The sequence below is a fragment of the Methylobacterium sp. WL64 genome (assembly GCF_008039945.1).
Taxonomy (GTDB): Bacteria; Pseudomonadota; Alphaproteobacteria; order Rhizobiales; family Beijerinckiaceae; genus Methylobacterium.
On record NZ_VRVA01000085.1, the window covers coordinates 1 to 23,940 of the forward strand.

Annotated in this window: 24 protein-coding genes and 2 pseudogenes; 19 read left to right on the forward strand and 7 right to left on the reverse strand. The window is 64.7% G+C overall.

The features are described from left to right. The 3 genes and pseudogenes from FV242_RS35715 to FV242_RS24705 form a co-directional block, all read right to left on the reverse strand. Positions 1-163, reverse strand: a pseudogene (locus FV242_RS35715) (DUF2497 domain-containing protein); the annotation flags it as partial. A gap of 198 nt (positions 164-361) precedes the next feature. Continuing rightward, a complete protein-coding gene (locus FV242_RS24700; RefSeq protein ID WP_147940772.1) occupies positions 362-1,975 on the reverse strand; it encodes a TolC family outer membrane protein in 1,614 nt (537 codons plus the stop codon). Between the two features lie 623 nt (positions 1,976-2,598). Then, positions 2,599-3,213: a collagen-like protein gene (locus FV242_RS24705; protein WP_246692861.1), complete on the reverse strand. Its 615-nt coding sequence runs from the start codon at positions 3,211-3,213 to the stop codon at positions 2,599-2,601. A gap of 138 nt (positions 3,214-3,351) precedes the next feature. Between FV242_RS24705 and FV242_RS34755 the strand changes: the two genes are divergently transcribed. From FV242_RS34755 to FV242_RS34760, 5 genes are all read left to right on the forward strand, one after another. Continuing rightward, positions 3,352-3,489 (forward strand): hypothetical protein, encoded by a 138-nt coding sequence (locus FV242_RS34755; protein ID WP_187278551.1) that lies wholly within the window; start codon positions 3,352-3,354, stop codon positions 3,487-3,489. A gap of 708 nt (positions 3,490-4,197) precedes the next feature. Then, complete coding sequence (locus tag FV242_RS24710; protein ID WP_147940773.1) at positions 4,198-4,914, forward strand: sugar transferase; 717 nt, start codon at positions 4,198-4,200, stop codon at positions 4,912-4,914. An 87-nt stretch (positions 4,915-5,001) separates the two neighbouring features. Further along, positions 5,002-5,232: a hypothetical protein gene (locus tag FV242_RS24715; protein ID WP_147940774.1), complete on the forward strand. Its 231-nt coding sequence runs from the start codon at positions 5,002-5,004 to the stop codon at positions 5,230-5,232. Positions 5,233-5,310: 78 nt separating this feature from the next. Next, positions 5,311-5,532 carry a hypothetical protein gene (locus FV242_RS24720; RefSeq protein WP_147940775.1) on the forward strand — a complete coding sequence of 74 codons (222 nt, stop codon included), beginning with the start codon at positions 5,311-5,313 and terminating at the stop codon, positions 5,530-5,532. A 156-nt stretch (positions 5,533-5,688) separates the two neighbouring features. Beyond that, on the forward strand, positions 5,689-5,847 hold the full coding sequence (locus FV242_RS34760) for a hypothetical protein (protein WP_187278552.1): 159 nt from the start codon (positions 5,689-5,691) through the stop codon (positions 5,845-5,847). Positions 5,848-6,228: 381 nt separating this feature from the next. Here FV242_RS34760 and FV242_RS24725 read toward each other — a convergent pair whose 3' ends face one another. Continuing rightward, positions 6,229-7,191, reverse strand: coding sequence for a metallophosphoesterase (locus tag FV242_RS24725; protein WP_147940776.1), 963 nt, complete (start codon positions 7,189-7,191; stop codon positions 6,229-6,231). Between the two features lie 84 nt (positions 7,192-7,275). Between FV242_RS24725 and FV242_RS34765 the strand changes: the two genes are divergently transcribed. The 10 genes from FV242_RS34765 (at position 7,276) to terL (ending at position 17,093) form a co-directional block, all read left to right on the forward strand. Then, the gene (locus FV242_RS34765) at positions 7,276-7,446 is read left to right on the forward strand and encodes a hypothetical protein (RefSeq protein WP_187278553.1); all 171 of its coding nucleotides are present in this window, start codon (positions 7,276-7,278) and stop codon (positions 7,444-7,446) included. Between the two features lie 272 nt (positions 7,447-7,718). Continuing rightward, entirely contained in the window at positions 7,719-7,961 is a 243-nt protein-coding gene (locus tag FV242_RS24730; protein ID WP_147940777.1) for a hypothetical protein, read from the forward strand. Positions 7,962-8,586: 625 nt separating this feature from the next. Next, complete coding sequence (locus FV242_RS35720) at positions 8,587-8,784, forward strand: MucR family transcriptional regulator (RefSeq protein ID WP_246692862.1); 198 nt, start codon at positions 8,587-8,589, stop codon at positions 8,782-8,784. A 395-nt stretch (positions 8,785-9,179) separates the two neighbouring features. After that, entirely contained in the window at positions 9,180-9,497 is a 318-nt protein-coding gene (locus FV242_RS24740) for a hypothetical protein (protein ID WP_147940778.1), read from the forward strand. Positions 9,498-9,797: 300 nt separating this feature from the next. Continuing rightward, entirely contained in the window at positions 9,798-10,571 is a 774-nt protein-coding gene (locus FV242_RS24745) for a collagen-like protein (protein ID WP_187278554.1), read from the forward strand. Between the two features lie 1,756 nt (positions 10,572-12,327). After that, complete coding sequence (locus FV242_RS24750) at positions 12,328-12,771, forward strand: hypothetical protein (protein ID WP_147940780.1); 444 nt, start codon at positions 12,328-12,330, stop codon at positions 12,769-12,771. 71 nt (positions 12,772-12,842) lie between these two features. Further along, positions 12,843-13,163 (forward strand): HNH endonuclease signature motif containing protein, encoded by a 321-nt coding sequence (locus FV242_RS24755; RefSeq protein WP_187278555.1) that lies wholly within the window; start codon positions 12,843-12,845, stop codon positions 13,161-13,163. Positions 13,164-13,514: 351 nt separating this feature from the next. Further along, entirely contained in the window at positions 13,515-14,999 is a 1,485-nt protein-coding gene (locus tag FV242_RS24760; protein WP_147940782.1) for a DNA methyltransferase, read from the forward strand. A 10-nt stretch (positions 15,000-15,009) separates the two neighbouring features. Continuing rightward, on the forward strand, positions 15,010-15,546 hold the full coding sequence (locus FV242_RS35725) for a DUF5681 domain-containing protein (RefSeq protein WP_246692863.1): 537 nt from the start codon (positions 15,010-15,012) through the stop codon (positions 15,544-15,546). Then, on the forward strand, positions 15,543-17,093 hold the full coding sequence (gene terL, locus FV242_RS24770; protein ID WP_147940784.1) for a phage terminase large subunit: 1,551 nt from the start codon (positions 15,543-15,545) through the stop codon (positions 17,091-17,093). The genes FV242_RS35725 and terL overlap by 4 nt, the downstream gene beginning before the upstream one ends. Here terL and FV242_RS24775 read toward each other — a convergent pair. From FV242_RS24775 to FV242_RS24785, 3 genes are all read right to left on the reverse strand, one after another. Further along, a complete protein-coding gene (locus FV242_RS24775; protein ID WP_147940785.1) occupies positions 17,088-17,357 on the reverse strand; it encodes a hypothetical protein in 270 nt (89 codons plus the stop codon). The genes terL and FV242_RS24775 overlap by 6 nt on opposite strands. A 78-nt stretch (positions 17,358-17,435) precedes the next feature. Next, positions 17,436-17,666, reverse strand: coding sequence for a hypothetical protein (locus tag FV242_RS24780; RefSeq protein ID WP_147940786.1), 231 nt, complete (start codon positions 17,664-17,666; stop codon positions 17,436-17,438). Between the two features lie 87 nt (positions 17,667-17,753). Next, a complete protein-coding gene (locus tag FV242_RS24785) occupies positions 17,754-18,470 on the reverse strand; it encodes a sugar transferase (RefSeq protein WP_246692864.1) in 717 nt (238 codons plus the stop codon). A 770-nt stretch (positions 18,471-19,240) separates the two neighbouring features. On the opposite strand from FV242_RS24785, the gene galE reads away from it, so the two are divergent. From galE to FV242_RS24805, 4 genes and pseudogenes are all read left to right on the forward strand, one after another. After that, positions 19,241-20,233, forward strand: coding sequence for a UDP-glucose 4-epimerase GalE (gene galE / locus FV242_RS24790; protein WP_147940788.1), 993 nt, complete (start codon positions 19,241-19,243; stop codon positions 20,231-20,233). Positions 20,234-20,293: 60 nt separating this feature from the next. Continuing rightward, the gene (locus tag FV242_RS24795) at positions 20,294-21,436 is read left to right on the forward strand and encodes a glycosyltransferase (RefSeq protein WP_147940789.1); all 1,143 of its coding nucleotides are present in this window, start codon (positions 20,294-20,296) and stop codon (positions 21,434-21,436) included. Between the two features lie 62 nt (positions 21,437-21,498). Continuing rightward, positions 21,499-22,929 (forward strand): mannose-1-phosphate guanylyltransferase/mannose-6-phosphate isomerase, encoded by a 1,431-nt coding sequence (locus tag FV242_RS24800; protein ID WP_147940790.1) that lies wholly within the window; start codon positions 21,499-21,501, stop codon positions 22,927-22,929. 134 nt (positions 22,930-23,063) lie between these two features. Further along, positions 23,064-23,814 (forward strand): annotated as a pseudogene (locus FV242_RS24805) (transposase); the annotation flags it as partial. Positions 23,815-23,940: the final 126 nt, after the last annotated feature.

The following is a 23,940-nucleotide window of genomic DNA, read 5'->3' on the forward strand; positions in this document are numbered from 1 at the left end:
GCTCCGGCGGGGCCACGGCGCGGGGCCGGATGACCGGCTCGGCGACCTCGGCGAGGTCGAGCACGTCGTCCGGCTCGGGTTCGGGCACCGGCGCGATCTCGGCGGGCTTGGCCGCCTGATCGTCCGCGATGATCCTTCGGATCGAGGCGAGGATCTCCTCCATCGAAGGCTCATGCGCCTTATCGGCAGCCTTATCCTGGAATTTCGAGTCCGGGATCTTGGGGCTCGCTGCACTCATCAACAGGCGCGCTCGGGCATGGGATGTTCGGAGGATGACCCGATCGGGCCGGTCGTCAAACAGTATTCCATGCCAATTCGTCGCGGCAAGCGCGCCTGCACCACACTCCCCTGGGAAAAGACCTCAGCGTCCGTCCGGGGTGCGCAGGCCGAACCACAGATCCTTGACCTGATCGTAGTGGATCTTGGCACTGTAGTACTCCACCGGCAGGGCGGTGAAGCGGGCGGTGAGCTGCCCGATCGACTGGACCACGCCGTAGGAGAAGATCACCCGGTCGCGCTGGGCCAGGATCAGGTTCACCCGCGAATTCAGCAGTTCCTGCTGCGCGTTGAGCACGTCCAGGGTGGTGCGCTGGCCGACGCGGGCCTCCTCACGCACGCCGTTCAGCGCCACCTCGTTGGCCTGGACCTGCGCCTGGGCGGCGATGACCTGCGCCTTGGCGGCCTCGAGGCGACCCCAGAAATCGACGATCTGCGCCCGCACCTGGTCGCGGACCTGATCGACCTGGATGCGGTACTGGCCGACCGTCTCCTTGGCCTGCCGGATCTGCGCGTAGGTCTGGCCGCCTTCGTAGATCGGGATGTTGAGCCGGCCGCCCACGAACCCGACGAAGAAGCTCTGGTTCGGTCCGTTCTGGTCGTAGAGCTGGCTGAGCGAGCCCTGCAGGCTGAGGGTCGGCGCGAGCTGGCCCTCTAGGATCTTGACCTGGGCCTCGGCGCCGTCGACCGCGTGGATCGCCGACACGACCTGCGGATGCTCGCGCAAGCCGATGGCGATGGCCGCGTCGAGGCTGACCGGAACGTACCGGTCCAGGGGACGGCCCGGCGCCAGCTGGCGCGGCTCGACGCCGATATTCTGCCGGTAGACGCCGATGCTGGTGCGCAAGGTCGATTCCGCCGCGCTGACCTGGGAGCGGGCGCCGGCGAGCCGGGCCTCTGCTTGGGCCACGTCGGTGCGGGTCACCTCGCCGACGTTGAAGCGGTCGCGCGTCTGGCGCAGCTGCTCCTCAAGGACCTCGACGTTGTTCCGGTTGAGTTCCAGCGTCGCCGTGTTGCTCAGCACGTTCATATACGCCTGGACGGCGTTGTAGAGCACCGTGATTTCGGTGAACCGCAGGGTCTCGCGCTGGCTGTAGACGGTGGACTCGGCCCGGCGGACGGTGTTGTCGGTCTGGAAGCCGTTGAAGATCGTCTGCGAGACGGTCAGGCTCGCGCTGCTCGGAAGATAGGTGGTGCGCGTCGTCCGGTTCGATGTGACGACCTGGGAGGTCACGTCGTTGGTCGTGGTCGCGCCGCCGGCCGACTGGCCGGCGGTGTTCGAGGCCAGGCCGCCGGCCGATGTGCCGGTGCTGCCGAGCCCGCCCGCGGCAGTGCCCACCCCGATCCCGGTCGTGCCGCCCGCGCTCGCGCCCCCGAGGCCGGAGGCGCCGGACGCGCCCGTCGTCCCCCCAGCGGTCGTTCCCGTGCTGGCGGTGCTCGCGCCGGTGCTGGTCGCCCCGGCGGCCGCCGAGACGCTGCTGCCGCTGCGGGTCTGCAGATACTGTACGCCGATCGAGGCGCCGACATTGACCTGCGGCCGGTAGCCCGCCTGCGCGATGGCGACGTTCTCGTCGATGGCTCGGACGCCGGCGCGGCCGGCATTCAGAGACGGATTGCCCTGGTAAGCCTTGGAGAGAGCGCTCTCCAAGGTCTCGGCAAGAGACGGATTCGTGGCCAGGATCGCGAGGCCGGACGCCATGCCGATCACTCGGAGCGTGGGGCAACTCGCTGGTGGACGTATTGTCACGATAACAAGCCCTTGCGGTCTTTATAACGGTCCGGATGTCCGCCACGAAAACGGCCAAGGTACGGCGTTACGCAGGGATCCGATCAAGCCCGCCCCACCGTCACGCTTAGCGCAAATCCGCCGGTTTGGCTCGGGCTTGTCCGGCGTCGGCGTCGAAATGTGGTGCGTTGGGGCATTAAGGTGACACATGGCAGGCCACTTCGGCGGGTGGCCACGCCGGCCGTAAACACGGTGACAAAAACGCGAATTCGTCTTTGTTCAAAGGGGGGTACGCGTTTCTCGCGGAGTCGGCGCGGGAAGTCCGTGCAACCGCATGGAGGGGCGAATCTCCGGGACGGTCGAACCGAGTTGGGCACGCATCGGCTCCCGCCCCGGGCGCCCGCTCGGAACCATGGGTCCGCCGACGCAGCCGATCTATTGTGCGCGCGCAGTTCCCAAGAGCTTGTTCGCTGTCGCGGGACGCCCGGCAAGCCATTTGGCGGCTCCCCCGGCCGTCCCCCGAACATCCACGACGCAGCGATGGGACGCCGATGGATCGCCGCTGCCCCCTCTCGGACGCCGCCGCCAGAAACGCATCAATAGCGATCGTCGGTGGCGACGCCCGCGCCCGGCTCGGAGGGCGCGGCGTCGCCGGGACTCTGGCCCGGTTCCTGCTGCGGCTGCGTCGCGCGACGCCTAGCCACCGAACCCGTGAGGGTCGGCGACGGCTTGGCCTTAAAGGCGGCACTCGACGGTGCGGCCTTCCCGATCGGTCCCGGCACCCCTTGCGGACCGCGCTGGCCCGGCGGCCCTACGGGTCCCGCGATGCCCGCCGGACCTTCGGGGCCCTGCAGGCCGCGCTCGCCCTGCGCGCCCACAGAGCCGTCGGTGCCAGGCGTGCCGGGCGGTCCCAACGCGCCCGGCGGACCAGGCTCCCCCTTGATTCCCGCTTCGCCTCGTGGACCAGGCGGACCTGCGAGGCTGGGCGCCTGCTGGCCGCACTCCCCAACAACAATGCTGCGCGCCTGCTTTGACGTCCGCAGCGTCGCGATGCAAGTGGCCGGATGATAGACGACGTGAAACTCGAAATAACCGCGCGTATCGGTTCGCTGCGAGAACTTGTCGTCCAGGGTAATCTCGGCGTCGGGTTCGCCGGCATTGCCCAACACCCAAAGGTCGCCGGCAGTGATTTTCGCGGCCTCGATACGCATGTCGGCTTTCGCCGGAGCGATCCAGAGCAAAGACCCTACGAATATTGGTACTATGGCGCATCGCCGGCGCGATAGACTCATGTTGGGTCTCGCGAACTTCATGTCAGCAGGATGCCATCCGTTTCTGAATTTGCAATAATGCGCGACGATTTTAATGTGAAAAGCTCCGTTTTAGTGGTGTATCCGGCCGAATTCGGTATTCGCATGCCAGGCATCCACAATATGGCCGATGAATGGCCGCGTCCGTCGGCGGTCTATGCCATCGAGCAGGTGTGATCGCGCACAGTCCGGGATCCGGGTTCGCGGCACTGCCCGCGTCGTCCGAGCGCGGCCGTGCCGCATCGCGAGAGCGGTTCCGGTGGTCATGGCGCCGGGACAGGGTGGAGCGACCGGGGCGCGAACGGAGGCGTCGCCCTAAGTCCTTGTTCTGACACAGTTGCGCATGCCGGGTTCGCGGTCTCGTCGGTCGTGCGCGCTACACGGTGGGCGACCGGGGCGGGTCGTCGGGACTCTTGTTTTTCCGATGCAACGGTTTCGGCCCCTTGTTCGTTTGGGGTGTCGCGGCATTGCAGCATGAGCGCCAAGCCGTTTGATCCGACCCGTAGCCGGGACCCGTCAAGTATGTCGGGTCCGATTGCGCAGCGCACAATCAAACATTGCGTAAGTTGTTGTCCGGGCCGTTGTTTCGGACGGACCGCCTCGGCAATTCCGTAACAACTACTGAACGTCAGGTTAGCCCCAGAACCCGACGTGTGGCGGCGTAACCCCCGCCCCGCATGCATTTTTTTACATATATAACCTGTTTTAAGGGGGCTGATTAAAATATTTGGCAGCTTGTCAGCCCATTTGTCCCCGTCTATAAGGCCCGAAGTAACTAATGATTAACCACCCGCCATTGGCCTCAACCGTGGAGCTGAGTCGATGCAGGGTCCTGCCAAATCCCCGAGATCCAAGGGCGCCTCTGCGCCGCACCATAGGGTTGAGATGTCGAACGTGGCCGATCAGATTGCCGGTCAAGTGAGCGAGGCGGCCGAGGCTGTGGCGGAGGCGGTTCTGCCGGAGACGCCGTTCGTGGCGCGGGGGCTTCGGCTCGATTGGGCGGCCAAGCGCGGGCTCGACATCGGGGTGGCGGCGACGGCGCTGTTCCTTCTGCTGCCGCTGATGCTGCTGATCGCCGTGCTGGTCTGGGCCGGCGACCGCAAGGCGCCGATCTTCCGGCACATGCGGCTTGGCCGGGACGGGCGCAGCTTCGGCTGCCTGAAGTTCCGCTCGATGGTCACGGACGGCGAGGCGGTGCTGGCCGCGCACCTGGCCGCCAGCCCGAGCGCCCGGGCCGAGTGGGCCGCCACGCACAAGCTCTCCGACGATCCGCGCATCACCGCGATCGGCCAGGTGTTGCGCAAGACCTCGCTCGACGAGCTGCCGCAGCTGTGGAACGTGCTGCGCGGCGAGATGAGCCTGGTCGGCCCGCGCCCGATCGTGCAGGCCGAGGTCGCCCGCTACGGCCGGGCGTTCTCGACCTGCTTTGCCGTGCCGCCCGGCGTCACCGGCCTGTGGCAGGTCTCGGGCCGCTCCGACACCAGCTACGCCGAGCGCGTGGCGCTCGACCTGGACTACGCCAGCCGCTGGAGCCTGCGCCGGGACATCGCAATCATGCTGCGCACCGTCCCGGCCGTGCTCGCTCAGCGCGGCAGCAAGTAGCGCAGGCGTGCCCCGGCCGGCGCTAACCCGCGCCCGCGCAGCCCGGAGCGTGCAGCCCGGGATCCGTGATGGTGCGGCGGGATCGTCATGAAGGGTCTGCTGCTGAACGCGCTGCTCGGGGTGGGTCTCGGGCGGTTCGGCTCGGTCTGGGGCCTGCCGGTGTTCCTGCCGGTGGTGGCGGCCGAACTCGCCTACGGGTTCCACCTCCACCACCTGAGCGCGGGCGGCAGCCTACGGCGTGGCGCGGCGCTGCTGGTCTGCGGGCAGCTCGGCTTCCTGCTCGGCGCCCTTCTGCGGCCGCTGCCGGGCGAGCGGTGAAGTGCCGGAGCTCGGCTTGGTCAACGAATTGCTAATCAAGTGGGCCGCGCCCGTGTCTGCGGTGGAGGGGGTTCAGTCTTGGACGAGAACGATCCGCACTGGGACGCCGACCCGCTCTGGTACGACCGGGCCGAGCCGGAGGCTCTTCCGGGCCGGCTGCTGAACGGTCTGGCGTATCTGGTCCTGCTGCTGCTGGCCGGGATGGCGGGCGTGATGCGGTTGTACCGGCTACCGGATCGGCTGTGGTGTTGGGCCGCCGCTTGGCACGCACGCCGCACCGCCGGACCACGACGATCCTGAGCCAGCGCGCATCATAGTGCGATCACGCGCGGCCCGCCGGTGACCGGGTTGCAGCCTCCCGGGCCCTGTTCCCGGGAAGCACGCCAAGACGGCGTCACGGATCATGCTAGGGAAGCCGTCGCCTCCCAGCGCAGAGCGAAGGCTGGACCAGGAAAGATGTTGGAGAGCGAGACGCGGCCGACCGATCCGGAGCGCAGCCTAGGCCAGCGTTTGTTTGCCCGCTTCGGCTCGACCGCGATCCTGATTGTGGTTTTGCTGGTGGTGGTGGGCTGGATCGGAATCTTAGGCTGGGCGATGACGCGGCTTCTCGGCTGAGTCCCGATCGATCAGGTACGGCCGGGCGGACTCGTCGGGTATCAGCGGGGCTTCGCGGCACAGACGCCAGAACTCAACCAAACCGAGCGAATAGGCGGCGAGGAACACGGCCGTCCAATGCATGATCGTATCCCCTCGAGCGCCTTCGCCGCACCTGTCTGCACGCGAAAGCTTGACGTTTTCTCTCCGGACTTATCGATCGGTCCAGAGCTAGCAATATAATGATAAGAAGCGCCGACTAAAGCGGGGATGTGCAATTATTTTGCGCAATGAGGCATAATCGTAGGTTCACGGTAGCTTGGTACCAGCCCCGCAGCGTCTCGGGGCCCCGATCGTCGCAGATATGGCGCGCCCGGGGCGTACCTGTCCGCAGGCACCTCGTCATGCCGGGCAATCGACCTGGAGGGTCGCTCTGCTCTCGTCGCCCTCTGGAAACCTAAGCTCTACCATCACGATCTCGGGCGGGATCCCAAACCGCAACGGGCGGCCCGCTACGAAGTGCGAGCCCAGTCCGGCTGAAACGATCAGGTGACGCCGGCCCTCGACGATATGGCCGTGGGCGTAGCGCAATCCGTAGCGCGACGGGATCCACGGGGACCAGCCCAGGATCCGCACCTGTCCGCCATGGGTATGGCCGGAGAGGGTGAGCGCGACCCGCGGGTCGAGGCCGGTGGCGAACAGGTCGGGCTCGTGCGCGAGCAGGATCGCGGCGCCGTCGGCGGGGACGTCCCGGAGGACCTGCGCGAGGATCCCCGACCTCTGCCGGTCGAGCGGGTCCGGCGCCAGGGGGCGGCCGGGCGTCGCCTCGCTCTCGATCCCCACCAGCCAGAGTGGGGCCGGGACATCGAGCCGCACGGCCGCGTTCTCCAGGAAAACGATACCGGCCGCCCGCAGGGCACGCTCGGCCCGGGTAGGGCCGTGTCCGCGCCGGAGTGCGGCTCGGTCGTCGCCCCAATCGTGATTGCCCTGGATGGCGTAGACCCCCCGCTTCGCCCGCAAACCGCTCAGGCGTTCGGCCACCGTCTCGAACGGGACGGCCCCCCGGCTCTGGGAGCCGTAATCGCCAAGCAGCACCGTGAGGTCCGGCTCCAACGCGTTGGTGCGCGCCACCAACTCGTGGAGTGCGTCTTCACCCATGCAGCGGGGATGGGCGTGGAAGTCCGTGAGCACCGCGATCCGCAGGCGCAGACCGGCCGGCCACCGCGGCGGGCAGACCCGATAGCGCCGGACTTGGACCCGATGCGGCTCCAGGGCCGTCGCGTAGCCCGCCGTCACCAGGCTCCCGGCAGCCGCGCAGGCGGCGGCTAGAGTCGGGCGGGACAGGAGTGCGCGGCGTGTCAGCATTGGTCATCGGCTCGGCTGGTCGTGGCGGGCTCGTACCACGGGTCGGGGGCTGGTGCGGCACGGGGTTGGAGGAACCGGAAACCGATGCCGGATGACCTGTTCGCCGCGGCGATCCCGCCGGCCGGCATCGCGGCACGAGCGCTCAGCGGAGCAATCGAAGTGTGCGAAGAAGGTGCAATCTTTTCGAACGGGTCGAAAGCCTCGCGTCCGGTACCCTCCACCTCGCGCCGCCATGACAATCGCGGCGTGCTATAGTTTCCGAATTCAGATCAACAATCATCCTTTATATCGAACTCGGGACTTGATCGAACATATGTTTGCCGCCGACATCCATTGAGTCTGTCATAAGTCCGCGCAAAACAAATAAGAATTTTTGCCGGCGACTGGCCCGCGATTGCAGATATGGGGCCCGGATGCGATCAGGAATTCCGCTGTTTGGTGAAAACATTATTGATCTACGAGTTTCGGCATGTCATGAAACTATCAGTTCGCGGGCAGGCGTATCTTTGCTGCCCAGGATTGGTCCCATGCACGCCGTCTCTTTCCTCGCGCCGCCCGCCTGCGGGTCGGTCGCCGATCGTCGCGCCATCGCCCTGGCCAACGCCCAATGGTTTCGCGCCATGGCGTGGCGGGCCCTGCGCGACGGGTCGCCCAGGGGCGACATCCGCGCAGCCAATGCCCGGGCTGCGGCCCGCATCGTCATACGCCAAGCCAAGCGCGACGCGCTGGTCAACCGACTGGTGACCGACGCCCTGGCTATGAGTGACTGATCTGCTGCCGCGTTGAGCGCTCCTTGGCTTCGGCGGTCAGAACGTAGCGCCGTTGCCAGCTTGCACATCCGTTGGTGGGTCATGCTTGGATCGGACGTCTGTCTGCCGAACAGTTACATGCTGGCAAGCAGCAGAACTTAACGTTGATTTCCAGTCCGTTCATAAGCAACACATCTTGCGTGCACACCTTATGAGACCGACCGCCGCGTTAGATTTGTCGACATTCGAAGAAACGGTTCGGTCCTGCGTTATTTTAGGCGCCGTAGTTCAAGTAGCAACACCTAGCAAATCGCGGTTATCAAAGATATCTGCGCCATTGTAATTCTCGTGATTGAAATAAAAATTTTATCCATTGGCGAATGCCAAGCCAATTGCTCCGCCGGAAACTCATTATTAACGTTGAATGAATCTCCCGGCAGAAAACTGCGACGGATCAACGCATCCCTCGTAGGTGCGCCGAGGTGTGGCGAAGGTTGTGCCGCCATGAGTTAGAAATGGGCGACGGTCTCAAATCACGACCCCTCGATGGCATGCATCTGTACCAAATATTGTGAAAGCCTAAGTTTTTAGTAATCATATCAAAATCTCGGATTATATTAAGCTTCTCGCAAACGGTTACGATGCTGTGGAGGCGTCCGCGCAGGGACATGCTTCGGCGCCTGCGGTTGCAGAGGGCCTGGTCGAGAAACCGTCCGCAGCTGAGATCTGGCGCTCGGTCGGCCGCGATGCTTTGATCAGCCTCGAGAATGGCAAGCCCTACAAGACGTTAAGACGGGATTTCACCGGCCGCGGCCTCACGCCGGAACATTATCGCGAGAAGTGAGGGCTGCCGCGTGATTATCCGATGGTTGCGCCAGATTATGCCGAAGGACGATCCGCCCTGGCGGGGGCGGGGGCGGGGGCGATCGGCCTCGGGCGGTTAAGCGGAGCGGCCTCCGCTGGCTACGAGCCGAGGCGGGCGGAGTCCAAGGTCCAACGCCGGAAGAAGTCGGCCCGATTATACGGTCTCCGGAGCAACGCCGCGGCTCTCCTGAGCTCCACCGTCATCACGCCCTAAGCAACATGATACAGGGCGGTACGAGACGCGCAGGCCGCCGCCGACGCAAGGACCTCGCTTCGCTTGCCGCGGCAGAACGGTTACCGAGTGATCACCGGGAGCACGCGACACGCCTTTCGGAAGGCATGAAACCGTGGGGGGCGTTATGCTCGGAATGCCCCATGGTCGATTCGCGCGTGATTGTGTCGCTGATACAGACTGTGTGCGTCCCAAGAATTGCGATCGGCGACACCAAACTGGTATTCACCTACGCGATGCCGAACGAAAAATCGATGCCGCTGGCACGCACTATCTGTCGATCCTGCGGTGAGACGATCCGCGCGGACACCACCTATTGCCTCGCGTGCGCGACTCGTCAGGCCGATAGCGACGCCGCCGTCTTCGATCGTTGGCTCGCCATTTTGTTCAGCGGTGCGGGCATCGTCGGCCTGGTGCTGGCCGCCTATATCGCAGCCCGATATCTCAATATCCTGGCGTGATCTCTTGCAAGCTGACGCATCTGCGATGACGGCTCTGCCCGAGTGTCCTACTCTGGTCTAGCCTCAGTAGAGCCGACGTAGTCGCCCACTCGCACAACAGCGGCCTCACGGTGCCGAGAGCATCGGATCGTCTCGCCATCGGCGAGGACAGGCCCCGCCGTTCGGCGCAGTGCTCACGCATCTTTCACCTTAAGATCAGGTCTCGTCTGCCTGCAGATGCGCCGAAATATGTACGCTACGGCCCGATAGAGCCGAGCTATGCCGAGTCCTACCCTGTCCGGAAATTTTGGAGTTTGCAGGATGGCTCGGCGATCGCTTCTGGTCTTGGCTCTCTGCCTAGCGTCCTCGGGTGCGGGGGCCACCGGCGACATCGCCGTCGACATGGCGATGATCTCCAACGGCGATCTTAGGGTCTTCGGGACTTTGGCGCCGCCCCGCGCTGCCAGCGTCGTCCTGGACGACAAGTTCGACACCCGCGCTGATCAGGACGGGCGCTTCGCGTTCCGGATCCCCTACCATCCGGAGACCTGCGTGGTGACGCTGAAATCCGAGTCCCTCAGCCGACAGGCCGTCGTCGGCTATTGCGCTCGGCCACCGGCCGTGAAGCAGGCCGCGGGGCATGCCGCACCCGTGATGCTTGCGGCGAACACGCCCAAGGGCGAGCTCGGCCCACGCGGTCCACAGGGCGCCGCCGGTCAACAGGGTCCGGAAGGACCTCAAGGCGAGCGCGGCGCCAAGGGCGAGCCGGGGCCGGCCGGCCCCACAGGACCACCTGGCCCCGCCGGACAGGCGGGCGCGAAAGGGCAGGCGGGCGAAAGAGGCGAACGTGGCCAGGCAGGACCGGCTGGGCCCGAGGGCAAGGCAGCTGTTGCCATCGTTGCTTTACGGGTTCAGGTTGAGGAGTGCACGACGGGCGGGCGGTGCGTGGCCGCCTGCACCTCCGACGAGTTCGCAGTGAACGGCACCTGTAGCGGCGGCGAGCGCCCCGCCATGGACGAGAGTAGCATCTACTGCTTCGCCCTGGGTTCGGTACCGACCGCCATGAAGGCCCGGGCGATCTGCGCGCGGCGTTGACGCGGAGGTCGCATGGCAAAAAGCACTGAGTTTTCTTTCTTCTGGCGGTTGGTTCGGATTGCACATTGACGCGTTGTGAATAGTGCGCGTCGCGCGGCAGTTTTTATTGTTGTTTAGAGGCTCAGGTTGGTCAATATAAGTAACGAAGAATATGATTTTTCGGCGCGTCTGCTGTGATTCCGTTATTTGAGCCGGGATGGTTTATCGTATATAATCCGGTATCATGCCTCGAGAATTTTGCTGCTGATGTTCTCAGGCGACTTGCAGGGCAAGCTGGGGCGTCGGCCACAGCTTTTGGCGTTGGCTGCGGTCTACATCGGCGGAAACAGCGTGTAGCCGGCGCGGTGGACCTGCCGGCGACGGGCTACTGAGCGCTGGCCTTTAACGCTGATGGTACGGCGGGTCTGGTCAGCCGCTAGGCGTCCAAGCTTGACGCCGGACAGCGACAGGCGCTGACACGGGTTATCGAGGGTGGGTCAAACGTTGACCGATACGGCGTAGTACGCACGTCGAGACAGCTATCGCCGCCTGAATTTACGTGAGCTTCGGGGGCAGGCTGGACGAAAGCACGCTTGGCTGCACGATCAAGCAGATGGGCTTCCGTAAGCTGACGGTCCTCCCTCGCCACCACGAGCAGGATCTGGCTGCGCTGGCCGTGTTCAAAAAACCTCTCCGCCGCCGTGAATGCAACCCATACTTGGCTGCTCGCGTATGCCTGCCGCCCGGCACGGCTATTAAGGTGTCATGGCAGGATGATGCTCGCGCCGGTCAGAAGAGCACCCAGTCGCAGCGTGAGACATGCAGCGGGACACGGCCCTCGGCGCCCCAGGATTGGCACACGGCGTATGCCTATATCTTTGAAGCGATCTAACCTCAGAAGGGAAAGGCCGCCGGATCCGTTCTACCCCGGTGGAACAGGTAGGCGATAAGCCTGCATAGGGCACAGATTATCCAAAGTGTCGTGCCCCGGGCCTACGACATACTGATACGGGCTGACATAGGGCTCACGAGATCGTCATGCAAGACAACATCATCTTGCCCAAACTTCTGTCTTGCGCGCCTCTACTCATACCGGTGTTTTTCGAAAAATTAATCGAAGGACCTATGGAAATTCAGATACAGTAACCGCTTCTGCGATTGTATCGTCGTGGCATGCCTCTTCATCATCGACCGGTGCTGCCAAGTTTAAATTGTCCTTTCTATCAAATTTTAAAAATCATGCGCGACGTTTTGCGCGCGTGGATATTTTGAGTTTGATTATAATAAATATTTGTGAGTCATGTGTATTGATGCTCGTTATGCCTGTTGTCTTAACGAGCTTTTCTCAGCACTTCGTCCACAAATTTTGTTCACGAACCAGTGATTCCGTATCCTCGGAGAGGGCATATGGACAATCGCCGACTGATTTCATGTCGGCAACGAGCATATTCCACTGGACTGCTTGAGCGATTGGAGCGTGAATAGTCACGTCACGAAGCAGCCGGCTGCCGTGAGTCGAAGCGAGCTTCCCGGGAGCGGGCAAGGGCATCCGACCGATCGCGTTACCCCGCAAGCCCATTGGGCATGTGCGGGGCCAAGGCAGTGGCGGGGCTAGTCCCGTCACGAGCCCGAGGCGCGCTATGCAAACCCCATTTTTCATTCAGATCATCTTTTCCCCCGCCGCCCATGTCGGACATTCGGCGCAGCTTCCGTGCCCAGGCTCGACAGCGAGCCTGCCTGCCGCATCGTTTGCCGCCCCGCGGACGTGAGTGCGAGCATGTCGAACCACAGCATCTCCTGGGCCGCCGCTCTGCGCGACTTGAAATCCAATCGCACCGTCCGTTCGGCGGTTCGCGAAGAACGTCTGCGCACCAGCGCGGGCCTGCGCGGCGCGTGCCTCCTACCGATGAGCGCTTGGCGCGGATCCTCGAGCCGGCGTTATGTCGTCGTGATCCAGCCGCTCGATACCGTCGATTTGGTCGCCGACGACCCCGCAGTCGTCCTCGCCGTTGCCCGTAATGCCCAAGGGCAGGCTTCGATCGTCGCTGTCCGTGCCTGCGACCCTGGGGATCCAGGTTTTCTGGGCTGGCTGGCCGCATGCGCCACGCTTGGAGCGCGTGAATTGCACGCCTATCGCTTGGCTGGAAACAGGGCTGAACGCCACGCGATCGCGGCTGACCTCGGTGGGCCGACTTTATCCGCGGCCATGGGGGTGGCGTGATGCCCCGGCGCGAGTTCAGCAAGGCAGTGCTTCGTGCCGCCCTCGCACGTGCGGACGGGCGATGCGAGGGCGTGCTCGTGAACGGCGGCCGTTGCCCCTGCACCTTGCAGACCGGGTGGTTCGACTACGACCATATCGTGCCCGCCGCGTTGGCCGATGATGCGTCCCTCAAGAACTGCCAGGTGCTGTGCCGGCCGTGTCACGCCGCCAAGACGGTGCTGGATGTCGGCGTGATCGCACGGGTGCGCCGGATGCGCGATCGGCACCTGGGCATCGCCGACCCGAACCGGCGTCCATTGCCCGGCAGTAAAGCCAGTCCGTTCAAGCGCCTGATTGGCGGCGGCGTCATCTGCCGGGAGACCGGCGAGCGGCTTGATAAGCGATCTCGGTAGGGGACAGGACCACGCGTCTAGCCTGTACCTGGCACAGGCTTCATTGTTCCACCGCCGGCCGGTAGACCTGGTATCTTCCGGACGAGGCGGCGCGCGGCGCCACGCTTTCTGCGCGACGGGTCTGTTGACCTCGGGCAGCGGCGGCGTTAACTAATGGACAGTCCTACATTCTTGGGACTGTGAGGCATTCGCTCAGCTGCCATCGTGATGGTGGGCTGAAGCGGCCTTCTCACCTCGACATGACCTCCCGTGCTGCGGGAGGCTCAGGCAGTCAGGCTCCGACCGCAACGTGCGCGAGAACTGGCAGATCTGAAACCGACGTTTTCCTGCTTCGGATCGCTCCGCAGCCAGGTGAAGCTCGTCTTTCGTCTGCCAATCGTCTCGTCATTCGCGGAGCCAGATTTCCTTATGTCCGTTCAAATTCCAACCCGTGTTCGCCAGCGCAGCCTGGCTAAATCCCCTGCTTCGGTATCGCTCGTCAGCGATCCCACTGGGGTGAGCGCGTTATCGCGTGACATCAGCATCACGCATCAGCCGATCGGCGACATCCAGCCGCTCGACCGGCCGCTGCGTAGGCGTGGCAAAGGACAAGTCGAACGCCTCGCCGGTAATATCGAGCGGTTCGGGTGCTGCGTGGCGATTCTCGTCACCTCGTCTGGAGGCATTATCGACGGTCACGCGATCTACGAGGCCTGTCGGCGGCTCAAGCACGCGACCGTGCCCACGATCGTCATCGACCATCTCACCGGCGACGAAGTCAGGGCTCTACGCCTCTCGCTCAATCGGATCGCCGAGAGCAGTACCTGGGACCCCGAGGTTCTCGCGGGCGAGTTCGCGCACCTGCTCGCGGTCGAGCCTGACCTCGTCGCGTTCACCGGGTTCGATTTGCCAGAGATCGATCTCGCGCTGACGTCGTCTTGCATCGATGGCACAGACCCGGCCGACGCCATTCCACAGGCGCCGGCGTCCGTGGTCTCGCGCCTCGGCGATATTTGGGACTTCGCCGGTGGTCATCGACTGCTCTGCGGAAATGCTCGTGCTGGTGAGAGCTACGCCGCCGTGCTCGCCGGCCAGCGCGTCCAGAAGGTCGCGACGGATCCGCCTTATGGATGTTGCATTCGCGGTTACGTCAGCGGCAGGCACGGAGAGTTCGTCGAGGGCTCCGGAATGGGTGAGGCCGAGGCCACCGTTTTCTTCAAAGGCTTCCTTAGCGTGATGCTCCCGCATCTCGCCGATGGCGCGATCGTCGAGATGTTCATCAACGCTCACGGAATGCTTACGTTGATGACCGCCGCGCGGGATGCTGGCCTGACTCAACTCACGACATGCGTCTGGGACAAAGGCTTGGGTGGTATGGGCTCACTTTACCGTCAGCAAGCCGAGTTTGTGCTGGTAATGAAGTACGGCTCAGGGCGGCACATCAACAACATCGCGTTGGGCCGCCACGGACGTAACCGCACCACGATTTGGTCAGCGTCCGGGCTGAACGGGTTCGGGCATGGGCGGGAGGAGGCGCTGGCCCTGCACCCGACCGTGAAACCGGTTGGCCTGATCGCAGACGCATTGCTCGATACCTCGCACCGCGGCGGCCTGATCCTCGACCCGTTCTGCGGCTCAGGCACGACCCTGCTCGCAGCCCATCGCACCGGCCGGATTGGGTACGGGATCGAACTTAACCCGGACTTCGTCGACGTCGCCGTCCGGCGGATGGAAATCCTGACGGGGGCGCCCGCGCGCCATGCGGGCACGAAACTCACCTTCGCCGAGCAGGCTGAGCGGCGGGTGCATGAGCCAGCGGCCCAGCAGCCGGCCCCGGTCGTCGCTTCAGACGCGTGAGGAGGTCGCGATGTCCGATGAGCCGATCGAGTCGAACGACAATATAGTCGCGCGAGACAATGATCTCGCGCCGCAGACATCTTGCGCTAATGGAGAGGGCGTTGCACGGCCACAGCGTATCCGTGCTGGCGGAGGCCGCTTTTCCAAGGGGCAGTCCGGTAACCCAAGGGGGCGGCCCCGCAAGCAAGCGGAGCCCTTCTTGGCGATGATGAAGCGCGTGTTGAATGAGACGGTCCAGCTCAATCGGGACGGTAGGCGGGTGGAGATGTCATGCGGCGAAGCGGTGTTTCGCTCGATGTGCCACAAGGCGATGGCAGACCCGCGCATCGGCAAAGAGATTTTCAAGCTGGTCGCGGTCCATGAGGCTGGTGCTGTCGCCGGCGAGATGGGCGCAGACCCGGCGCAAAGTGAAGCTGTGTATCAGAATCACTATGCCCGTATACGGCGTCAGATCCTCGCCGAACACTCACCGGCGGGTGGAGACAAGTCGGCTGCCAGCGACAACGACAATCCGGGGCCAGGGTGGGATTCGGAGCATACGTCGTGAACATAACCGCCGAGATGATGTCGGTTGCGCTACGTACCACATTGGCTACCTTCGTAGAGCAGGCCTTTGCGACGCTCGAGCCGGGAACAGCGTTCGCGCCGAATTGGCACTATGACCATCTGTGCTGGGCGCTCGAGCGGGTGCTGTGCGGTGAGGTGCGCCGGTTGATCATCAACGTCCCACCGCGTTCGGGCAAGTCGATCATCGCCAGCGTCGCCTTCCCAATGTTCGCGCTGGGTCACGACCCGGGTCGACGCGTGATCTGCATCTCGCATACCGAGGATCTGGCCCGAAAGTTCAGCCTCGATCGACGCCAAGTGGCGCAGAGCCCGTGGTTTGGCCAGGCGTTCTCGGGATTTCGGCTGACGGGCCCCAGGCCCCGCGACCTCGAACTGACGACGACGTTGCGCGGCTCGGTGTCCGCGGCTGGTATGGGTGGGGCGGTGCTCGGGCGCGGCGCCGATCTCATCGTGATCGATGATCCGATCAAAGCGGTGGACGCGTTCTCAAAGGCCGAGCGTCGGCGGGTCAACGAGGCGTTCGACAACACCTTGCTCACGCGCCTTAACGACAAGCGCCGCGGTGCCATTGTCATCGTGATGCAGCGACTTCACGTCGATGACCTCGTCGGCCATGTCCTAGAACGAGATGACTGGGCGATGGTGTCACTGCCCGCGATCGCGACAAAGGATACCTGTCATCGACTCAGTAACGTGCCCGGGGACGTGTACCGGCGCCGGGTCGGTGAGTTGTTGCATGTCGAGCGCGAGCCGATGGCGGTGTTAGAGCAGATGCGGCGCGCCCAGGGCTCGCTGACCTTCCAGGCGCAGTACCAGCAGGACCCTGCGCCTATTGGTGGTAACGTGATCCAGCGCTCGTGGCTGCGCAGGTACGACATGCCCCCTAGCTGCTTCGATCGGATCGTGGCCTCCTGGGATACCGCCTCGACGCTGTCCGAGACAAGCGATTGGTCGGTGGGCACGGTCTGGGGTGCGGTCGGGCTGGATTACTATCTCCTCGACGTGGTCCGAGGGCGATGGGAGTTTTGGGAGTTGCGTCGGGAGGTTGTGGCGCTAAGCAAGCGCTGGGACGCGAATGTGACGTTGATCGAAAAAACCCAACTCGGGCACGCACTCCTGCAGGACCTCCGTCGGACCAAAACGTTGGCACCGATCCTGGTCGAGCTGCGCCACGACAAGGAAACGCGGCTGTTGGCACAATCAGCTCGGTTTGAGGCAGGTCAGGTGCATCTCCCGACCGATGCACCGTGGCTGGGGGAGTACCTCGGCGAATTGCTGGCTTTTCCGAATGGTCGCAACGACGATCAGGTAGATGCCACCACGTATGCCCTGCATTACCTGACTGGGAGCCAGCCTGGGGTCGAACCAAGGGTCAGGCGGACCCGTGAAAGCATTCGGGGGTTGCGTCCGCAGCTTCGATCTAATTCTTCAGCAAAGCTTGCTGTGGACAGTCCAAATGATGAATCTAAACAGCCGCGCCTCATCTCAGTTCCAGCAACTTGGAAGCCTGGTGACGTGATCCTATGACCTAAATACGAAACCCTTAAGGAAATAATTTGTTTCAGGAAAAACGCGGCTGGGTTGTTCTGCGTCTAATTTGGTCGGCAGCCCGGCAGCCCGGCACCACAGCGCGTCCGGGAGCCGGTACAGCCGCACCACGCCCGCCATCCCGGCCAGCAGCAGCAGGACCAGATACGCCAGCCCGTTCAGCAGCCGGCCCGGCAGCGCCTCCGGCTCGGCCCGGTCGTACCAGAGCGGGTCGGCGTCCCAGTGCGGATCGTTCTCGTTCAAGACTGAACCCCCTCCGCCGCGGACACGGGCGCGGCTCCCTCGGTTAGCAATCCGTTGACCAAGCCGAGCTGCGGCACCTCACCGCTCGCCCGGCACCGGCCGCAGCAGGGCGCCGAGCAGGAAGCCGAGCTGGCCGCAGACCAGCAGCGCCGCGCCCCGCCGCAGGCTGCCGCCCGCGCTCAGGTGGTGGAGGTGGAACCCGTAGGCGAGTTCGGCCGCCACCACCGGCAGGAACACCGGCAGGCCCCAGACCGAGCCGAACCGCCCGAGACCCACCCCGAGCAGCGCGTTCAGCAGCAGACCCTTCATGACGATCCCGCCGCACCATCCCGGATCCCGGGCTGCACGCTCCGGGCCGCGCGAACGCGCGTCGGCGCCGGCCGGAGCACGCCCGCGCTACTTGCTGCCGCGCTGGGCGAGCACGGCCGGGACGGTGCGCAGCATGATCGCGATGTCCCGGCGCAGGCTCCAGCGGCTGGCGTAGTCCAGGTCGAGCGCCACGCGCTCGGCGTAGCTGGTGTCGGAGCGGCCCGAGACCTGCCACAGCCCGGTGACGCCCGGCGGCACGGCAAAGCAGGTCGAGAACGCCGTCCCGTAGCGGGCGACCTCGGCCTGCACGATCGGGCGCGGGCCGACCAGGCTCATCTCGCCGCGCAGCACGTTCCACAGCTGCGGCAGCTCGTCGAGCGAGGTCTTGCGCAACACCTGGCCGATGGCGGTGATGCGCGGGTCATCGGAGAGCTTGTGCGTGGCGGCCCACTCGGCCCGGGCGCTCGGGCTGGCAGCCAGGTGCGCGGCCAGCACGCCCTCGCCGTCCGTGACCATCGAGCGGAACTTCAGGCAGCCGAAGCTGCGTCCGTCCCTGCCGAGCCGCATGTGTCGGAAGATCGGCGCCTTGCGGTCGCCGGCCCAGACCAGCACGGCGATCAGCAGCATCAGCGGCAGCAGCAGGAACAGCGCGGTCGCCGCCACTCCGATGTCGAGCCCGCGCTTGGCCGCCCAATCCAGCCGAAGCCCCCGCGCCACGAACGGCGTCTCAGGCAGGACAGCCTCCGCCACAGCCTCGGCCGCCTCGCTCACCTGACCGGCAATCTGATCGGCCACGTTCGACATCTCAACCCTATGGTGCGGCGCAGAGGCAGGGTGTGAAACTGGGGAGCCGGCCTCGCGCAGCATGGATTCGCTTTCTGGATCGAGATGGCGACGGGATAGTTAATGGCTTGTTAATAGCCATTTCTAACAAATTATTGACCCTGTTACAAGCTCGGCTATACGGCCAATCACAGTCTAACTTGTGTTCATATTATGCGGCTATGCAATGTAGCCATGCGGATTAGCCCCGGCATTGGCGCAACGGGAGAGAGAACGATGCTGTCAGCCATCAAGTCTCGGCTTGAGTCCGTATAGTGTCGGTCTAGGGACGACCGGCGTGAGAGCGCTGTTTCTTTGGTGCGACGCACGCGAGGTCGACATCCCAAGTCCCGTTCACCGACTCCCGGAGGCCCAGACCTCCACCCCGGCCGGCGTTCAGCTTGCGGGTGTGATCGAGGGCGCCAGGGGACCGGCACAACGGTCGCATGGGTGCAAACTACGCACTCGGAGGGCCGGTTCTGCATCCCGATGGCGCCGTCAAACCCTTGCGTGGCGTGCGGGTTGTCGGCTTCGTCCCGGCAGGCGTCCACGTCACAGCGGCCGATCCGCGCGACGCCTGGCTGGAACTGGTCGGTCGGATGTGCGCGGCGGGGAGCCGGGCCGATTCACGAGGCCGTCAGGTGCAGGCCGTCATGGCCTTCCACTTGCAGAAATGCCGATGGTCGAGCCGCGTCATTGCTCTGTATAGGCGGTCGGACAAATGAGCGCGGATTCGTAAGGGAGCGGACGACATGGCAGTTCTGGTGACGGGCGGGGCCGGGTATATCGGCAGCCACATGGTTCTGGCTTTGCTGGATGCCGGCCACGAGGAGATCGTGGTGCTGGACGACCTGTCCACCGGGTTCGACTGGGCCGTGCCGGAGGGCGTCAAGCTCGTGGTCGGCGACGTCGCCGACCAGGCGCTGGTGACCCAGACCATCCTGCAGCACCGGATCGACGCGCTCGCCCACTTCGCGGCCCGGATCGTCGTGCCGGACTCGGTGGCCGACCCGCTGGGCTACTACCTCGCCAACACCGTCAAGACCCGTGCCCTGATCGAGGCCGCCACCCGCGCGGGCGTGCGCCACGTGATCTTCTCCTCCACCGCGGCCGTCTACGGCGAGCCCGAGGTGGTACCGGTGCCCGAGGACCTGCCGCTCAACCCGATCAACCCCTACGGCCGCTCCAAGCTGATGAGCGAGTGGATGATCGCCGACGCGGCGGCCGCGCACGGCTTCACCTACGTGGTGCTGCGCTACTTCAACGTCGCGGGCGCCGACCCGGCCGGGCGTTCCGGGCAATCGACCCCGGACGCCACGCATCTGATCAAGGTAGCCACGCAAGCCGCGCTCGGCCGGCGCGAACGGCTCGACGTGTACGGGACGGACTACCCGACCCCGGACGGCTCGTGCCTGCGCGACTACATCCAGGTCTCGGACCTGGCCGAGGCGCACCGGGTGGCGCTGGATCACCTGCGCGGGGGCGGCGAAAGCCTGACGCTGAATTGCGGCTACGGGCGCGGCTACTCGGTGCTGGAGGTGATCGAGGTGGTTAAGCGGATCTCGGGGCGGGACTTCGCCGTGCGGCTGTGCCCGCGCCGGCCCGGCGACCCGGCCCGGATCGTGGCCGAGGCCGGCCGGATCCGCTCCCGCCTCGGCTGGCAGCCCCGCCACGACGACCTCGACGCCATCGTGGCCCAGGCGCTGGCCTGGGAGGACAAACTGAGTACGCGCAATCGGGTCTAATCGACGTTAAAGCGTGATAATACAGGCCTCAAGACATGAGCCCCTACAGAGGATGCCTGAATGAGAGTTGCAATTGTACATTATTGGCTCGTGGGCATGCGAGGCGGTGAGAAAGTCGTCGAAGCCCTATGCAAGATGTATCCCCAGGCTGATATCTTCACCCACGCCTATGCCCCAGATTCGATCTCCCCGGTCATCAAAGCCCACCGCATCCAGACCTCATTCATCGGCCGGCTCCCGTTCTCCGCGACGCGCTATAAATCCTATCTGCCGCTGATGCCGATGGCCCTCGAGCAGCTCGACCTGCGCGGGTACGATCTCGTGATCAGCAGCGAATCCGGGCCGGCCAAGGGTATCATCCCGCCCTCGAACGCCACCCATATCTGCTACTGCCATTCCCCGATGCGCTACGTCTGGAACATGTTCCACGATTACCGCGAGCGGACGGGGTTCCTGAACCGCCTGCTGATGCCGCCGGCCGCGCATTACATCCGGAACTGGGACGCGATCTCGGCGAGCCGGGTCCACGAGTTCGTGGCGAATTCGGCGACCGTGGCGCGCCGGATCGAGACCTACTATCGGCGCAGCGCCACCGTCATCTATCCCCCGGTCGACACGGACGCGTTCGGTCCCGCCCCCGAGCAGGAACGCGGCGACTACCACCTGATGGTCGGCGAGCTGGTCCGGTACAAGCGCCCGGAATTGGCGATCGAGGCGTTCAACCGCCTGCAGAAGCCCCTCGTGGTGATCGGCGGCGGCGAGATGCTGCGCGAATTGCGGAGCCTGGCGGGCCCGCACGTCAAGATGCTCGGCCCGCAACCCTTCGCGGTGCTGAAGCATCATTATGCCCGGTGCCAAGCCCTGATCTTCCCCGGCGAGGAGGATTTTGGGATCGTGCCTGTGGAGGCCATGGCGAGCGGACGGCCGGTGATCGCGTACGGAAAGGGTGGCGCGACGGAGACCGTTCAGGAGGGGGTGACTGGGACCTTCTTTCACGAACAGTCGGTGGACGCCTTGATCGCCGCGATCGAGCGTTGCAAAGCCATCGCGCCGAGGCCCGAGGTCCTGATCGAACGGGCCTCGGAGTTCAGCATCGAGCGCTTCTCGACGGCCATGGGTCAGTTCATCGACCGCGTCCACACACAGGGTCACCGGGGTCACCGCCCAGCTCTAGCCGGTGGGCAGCTGGACCTTTTGAATTGAGTTTGCGTCGATCGTCTAGCTTCAAATCCGCTCTATACCTCAAATGCGAAAGATTAATTTCGATGTCTGAGTCTGCTGGTACGGTTTACCCCATGATCCTGTGTGGCGGCACTGGGACGCGCCTGTGGCCGGCGTCCCGCGAGAGCATGCCCAAACAATTCGCCCGGCTGGTGGACGCGAAGCGCTCGACGTTCCAGGCGACACTCGCGCGGGTGTCGGATGCGACCGTGTTTGCCAAGTCTACCGTGATCGCCTCGGCCGAGGCCCGGTTTATTGTGGCCGAGCAATGTAGCCAGCTCGGGATTGGCGTTGACATCCTGCTGGAGCCGCAGGGGCGCGACTCCGCCGCCGCTGTGGCGGTGGCGGCCCTCCATGCCGCCGCGATCGACCCGCAGGCCGTGGTCCTGATCATGGCCGCCGACCATGTCGTGCCCGACACGCAGGCCTTCGTCGACGCCGCCCGGGCGGCGGCCGTCGGTGCGCAGGCAGGCTACACCATGACGCTCGGCATCGAGCCGACCCGCCCGGCCTCCGATTACGGCTACATTCGTCGCGGCGCCCCGATCGCGGGGGCGCCCGGCGCTGCCCGGGTGGAGAAGTTCGTCGAGAAGCCGGACCGCGCCGGCGCCGAGGCGCTGATCGAGGACGGCGCCCTGTGGAACTCGGGCTACTTTTTGTTCCGCGCCGACCTGATGCTGGCCGAACTCGAAGCCTTCGTGCCGGACGTGCTCGAGGCCGCCCGCGCCGCGCTTGACGCAGCCGTGACCGATCTCGACTTCGTGCGCCTGGATGCCGACGCCTTCGCGCGGGCGCCTAAGATCTCGATCGACTACGCGGTGATGGAGCGGACGGCGCGGGCCGGCGTGCTGCCGGTGTCGTTCCCATGGTCGGATGTCGGCACCTGGGACGCGGTCTGGCAGGTGCTAGACCACGACGCCGAGGGCAATGCGGTGCGGGGCCGGGTCTCGTTGATCGGAACGAAGAACAGCTTGGTCCACAGCCAGGGCGGCGGCCTGACCGCGGTGGTCGGGCTTGAGGACGTGGTTGTCGTGTCGACCCCGGACGCGGTGCTGGTGGCCTCCAAAGCTCGCTCGGGCGAGGTCAAGCAGCTGGTAAACGCCCTGCGAGCCTCAAACGAGCCGGAGGCGGACGCGCATCTGCGGATGTACCGGCCGTGGGGCTGGTACCAACGGATCGACATCGGCGAGCGTTTCCAGGTGAAGCGGATCCAGGTGGTGCCGGGCGGTCGACTGTCGTTGCAGAAGCACTATCATCGGGCCGAGCACTGGGTGGTGGTGCGCGGCACCGCCGAAGTGACGGTGGACGACCGGGTGGTGCTGGTCCATGAGAACGAGGCAGTCTATCTGCCGATCGGGTCGATGCACCGGCTGAACAACCCGGGCAAGATCCCGCTCGAGCTGATCGAGGTTCAGGTCGGATCGTATACTGGCGAAGATGATATCATTCGCATCGAAGATATATACGGACGCTAATGTTTTGGTTGCGGAACGTCCGTGATGTGGCGCGTTAGCCAAGAATAGCCGATGTGTGGGCGTTTGTGGGTTTGCGCCGCCGTGCTGATCTTCACTCTTCTCGGCGGACACGCTGCGTTAGCTGCTCATGCGTAATTACCCAACCCCTTGCGCGGGTTGGGTTTCGCGGATTCCATCGGCGGACGGGTCGTACTGATTTTGAGCGGCTGAGCTGCGATGAGCTGATCGATCCTTCTAAAGGCTCAGAATGAGGTGGTGTTGCGGCTGCAGCGTCCAGCGAAGACCTCGCCACCTCCTCGAAGCCGCCAACGAGCGACCGCAGGGAGCAGGACAAGCCCGGGGCCAAGCCCGGTAACGAAGACCATAGCGGGGCGATCAGCGACGATCCCGACGCGGTCGTCGATCATCGTCTGAATCGCTGCTTGTGCTGTGGTACGACGTGCAAGGCGATCTTCCCGCCGAGGTCATCAGCGTCTCTGAGCGGATTGATCTGCCGGCGGTGATGCCGGTGGTCATTCAGCATTCCCGGTTGGCGGTATACCGTCCGACTTGCTGGGCGCGGGTCCTGGCGCCGGTGCCGCAGGCCGTCCACGGGGCACGCCTTTCGGCCCTCGGCTGCATGCAGTGGCGACGTATCTGAAGACCTTCCAGGCGCTCTCCTACGGGCGGCTGCAGGCGGCGTTATCGGACCTGTTCGGTTTGACGCTCAGTCAGGGCAGACTGATGAACCTGCTCGGCCTGGCGCAGGGCCGCTTCGATCTCGGTCGCGAAGACGCCGTATTGACGCTGCTCCGGGCCACCGACGTCGCCTCGGACGAGAGCGGCGTGCGCATCGAGGGCAGCAATGCCTATCACTGGGTCTTCCACGCGGCCGATGCCATGGTGTGTACGCCTCCGGTGAGGGCCGCGGTCGAGGGCATCGCGCTCTGCGCTGAAGCCTGACCTTAATGCTGGCGTTAAGGTCGGCGGGTCGGGGTGATGCGGGTCGAGCTCCTGGAGAATGCCGAACGG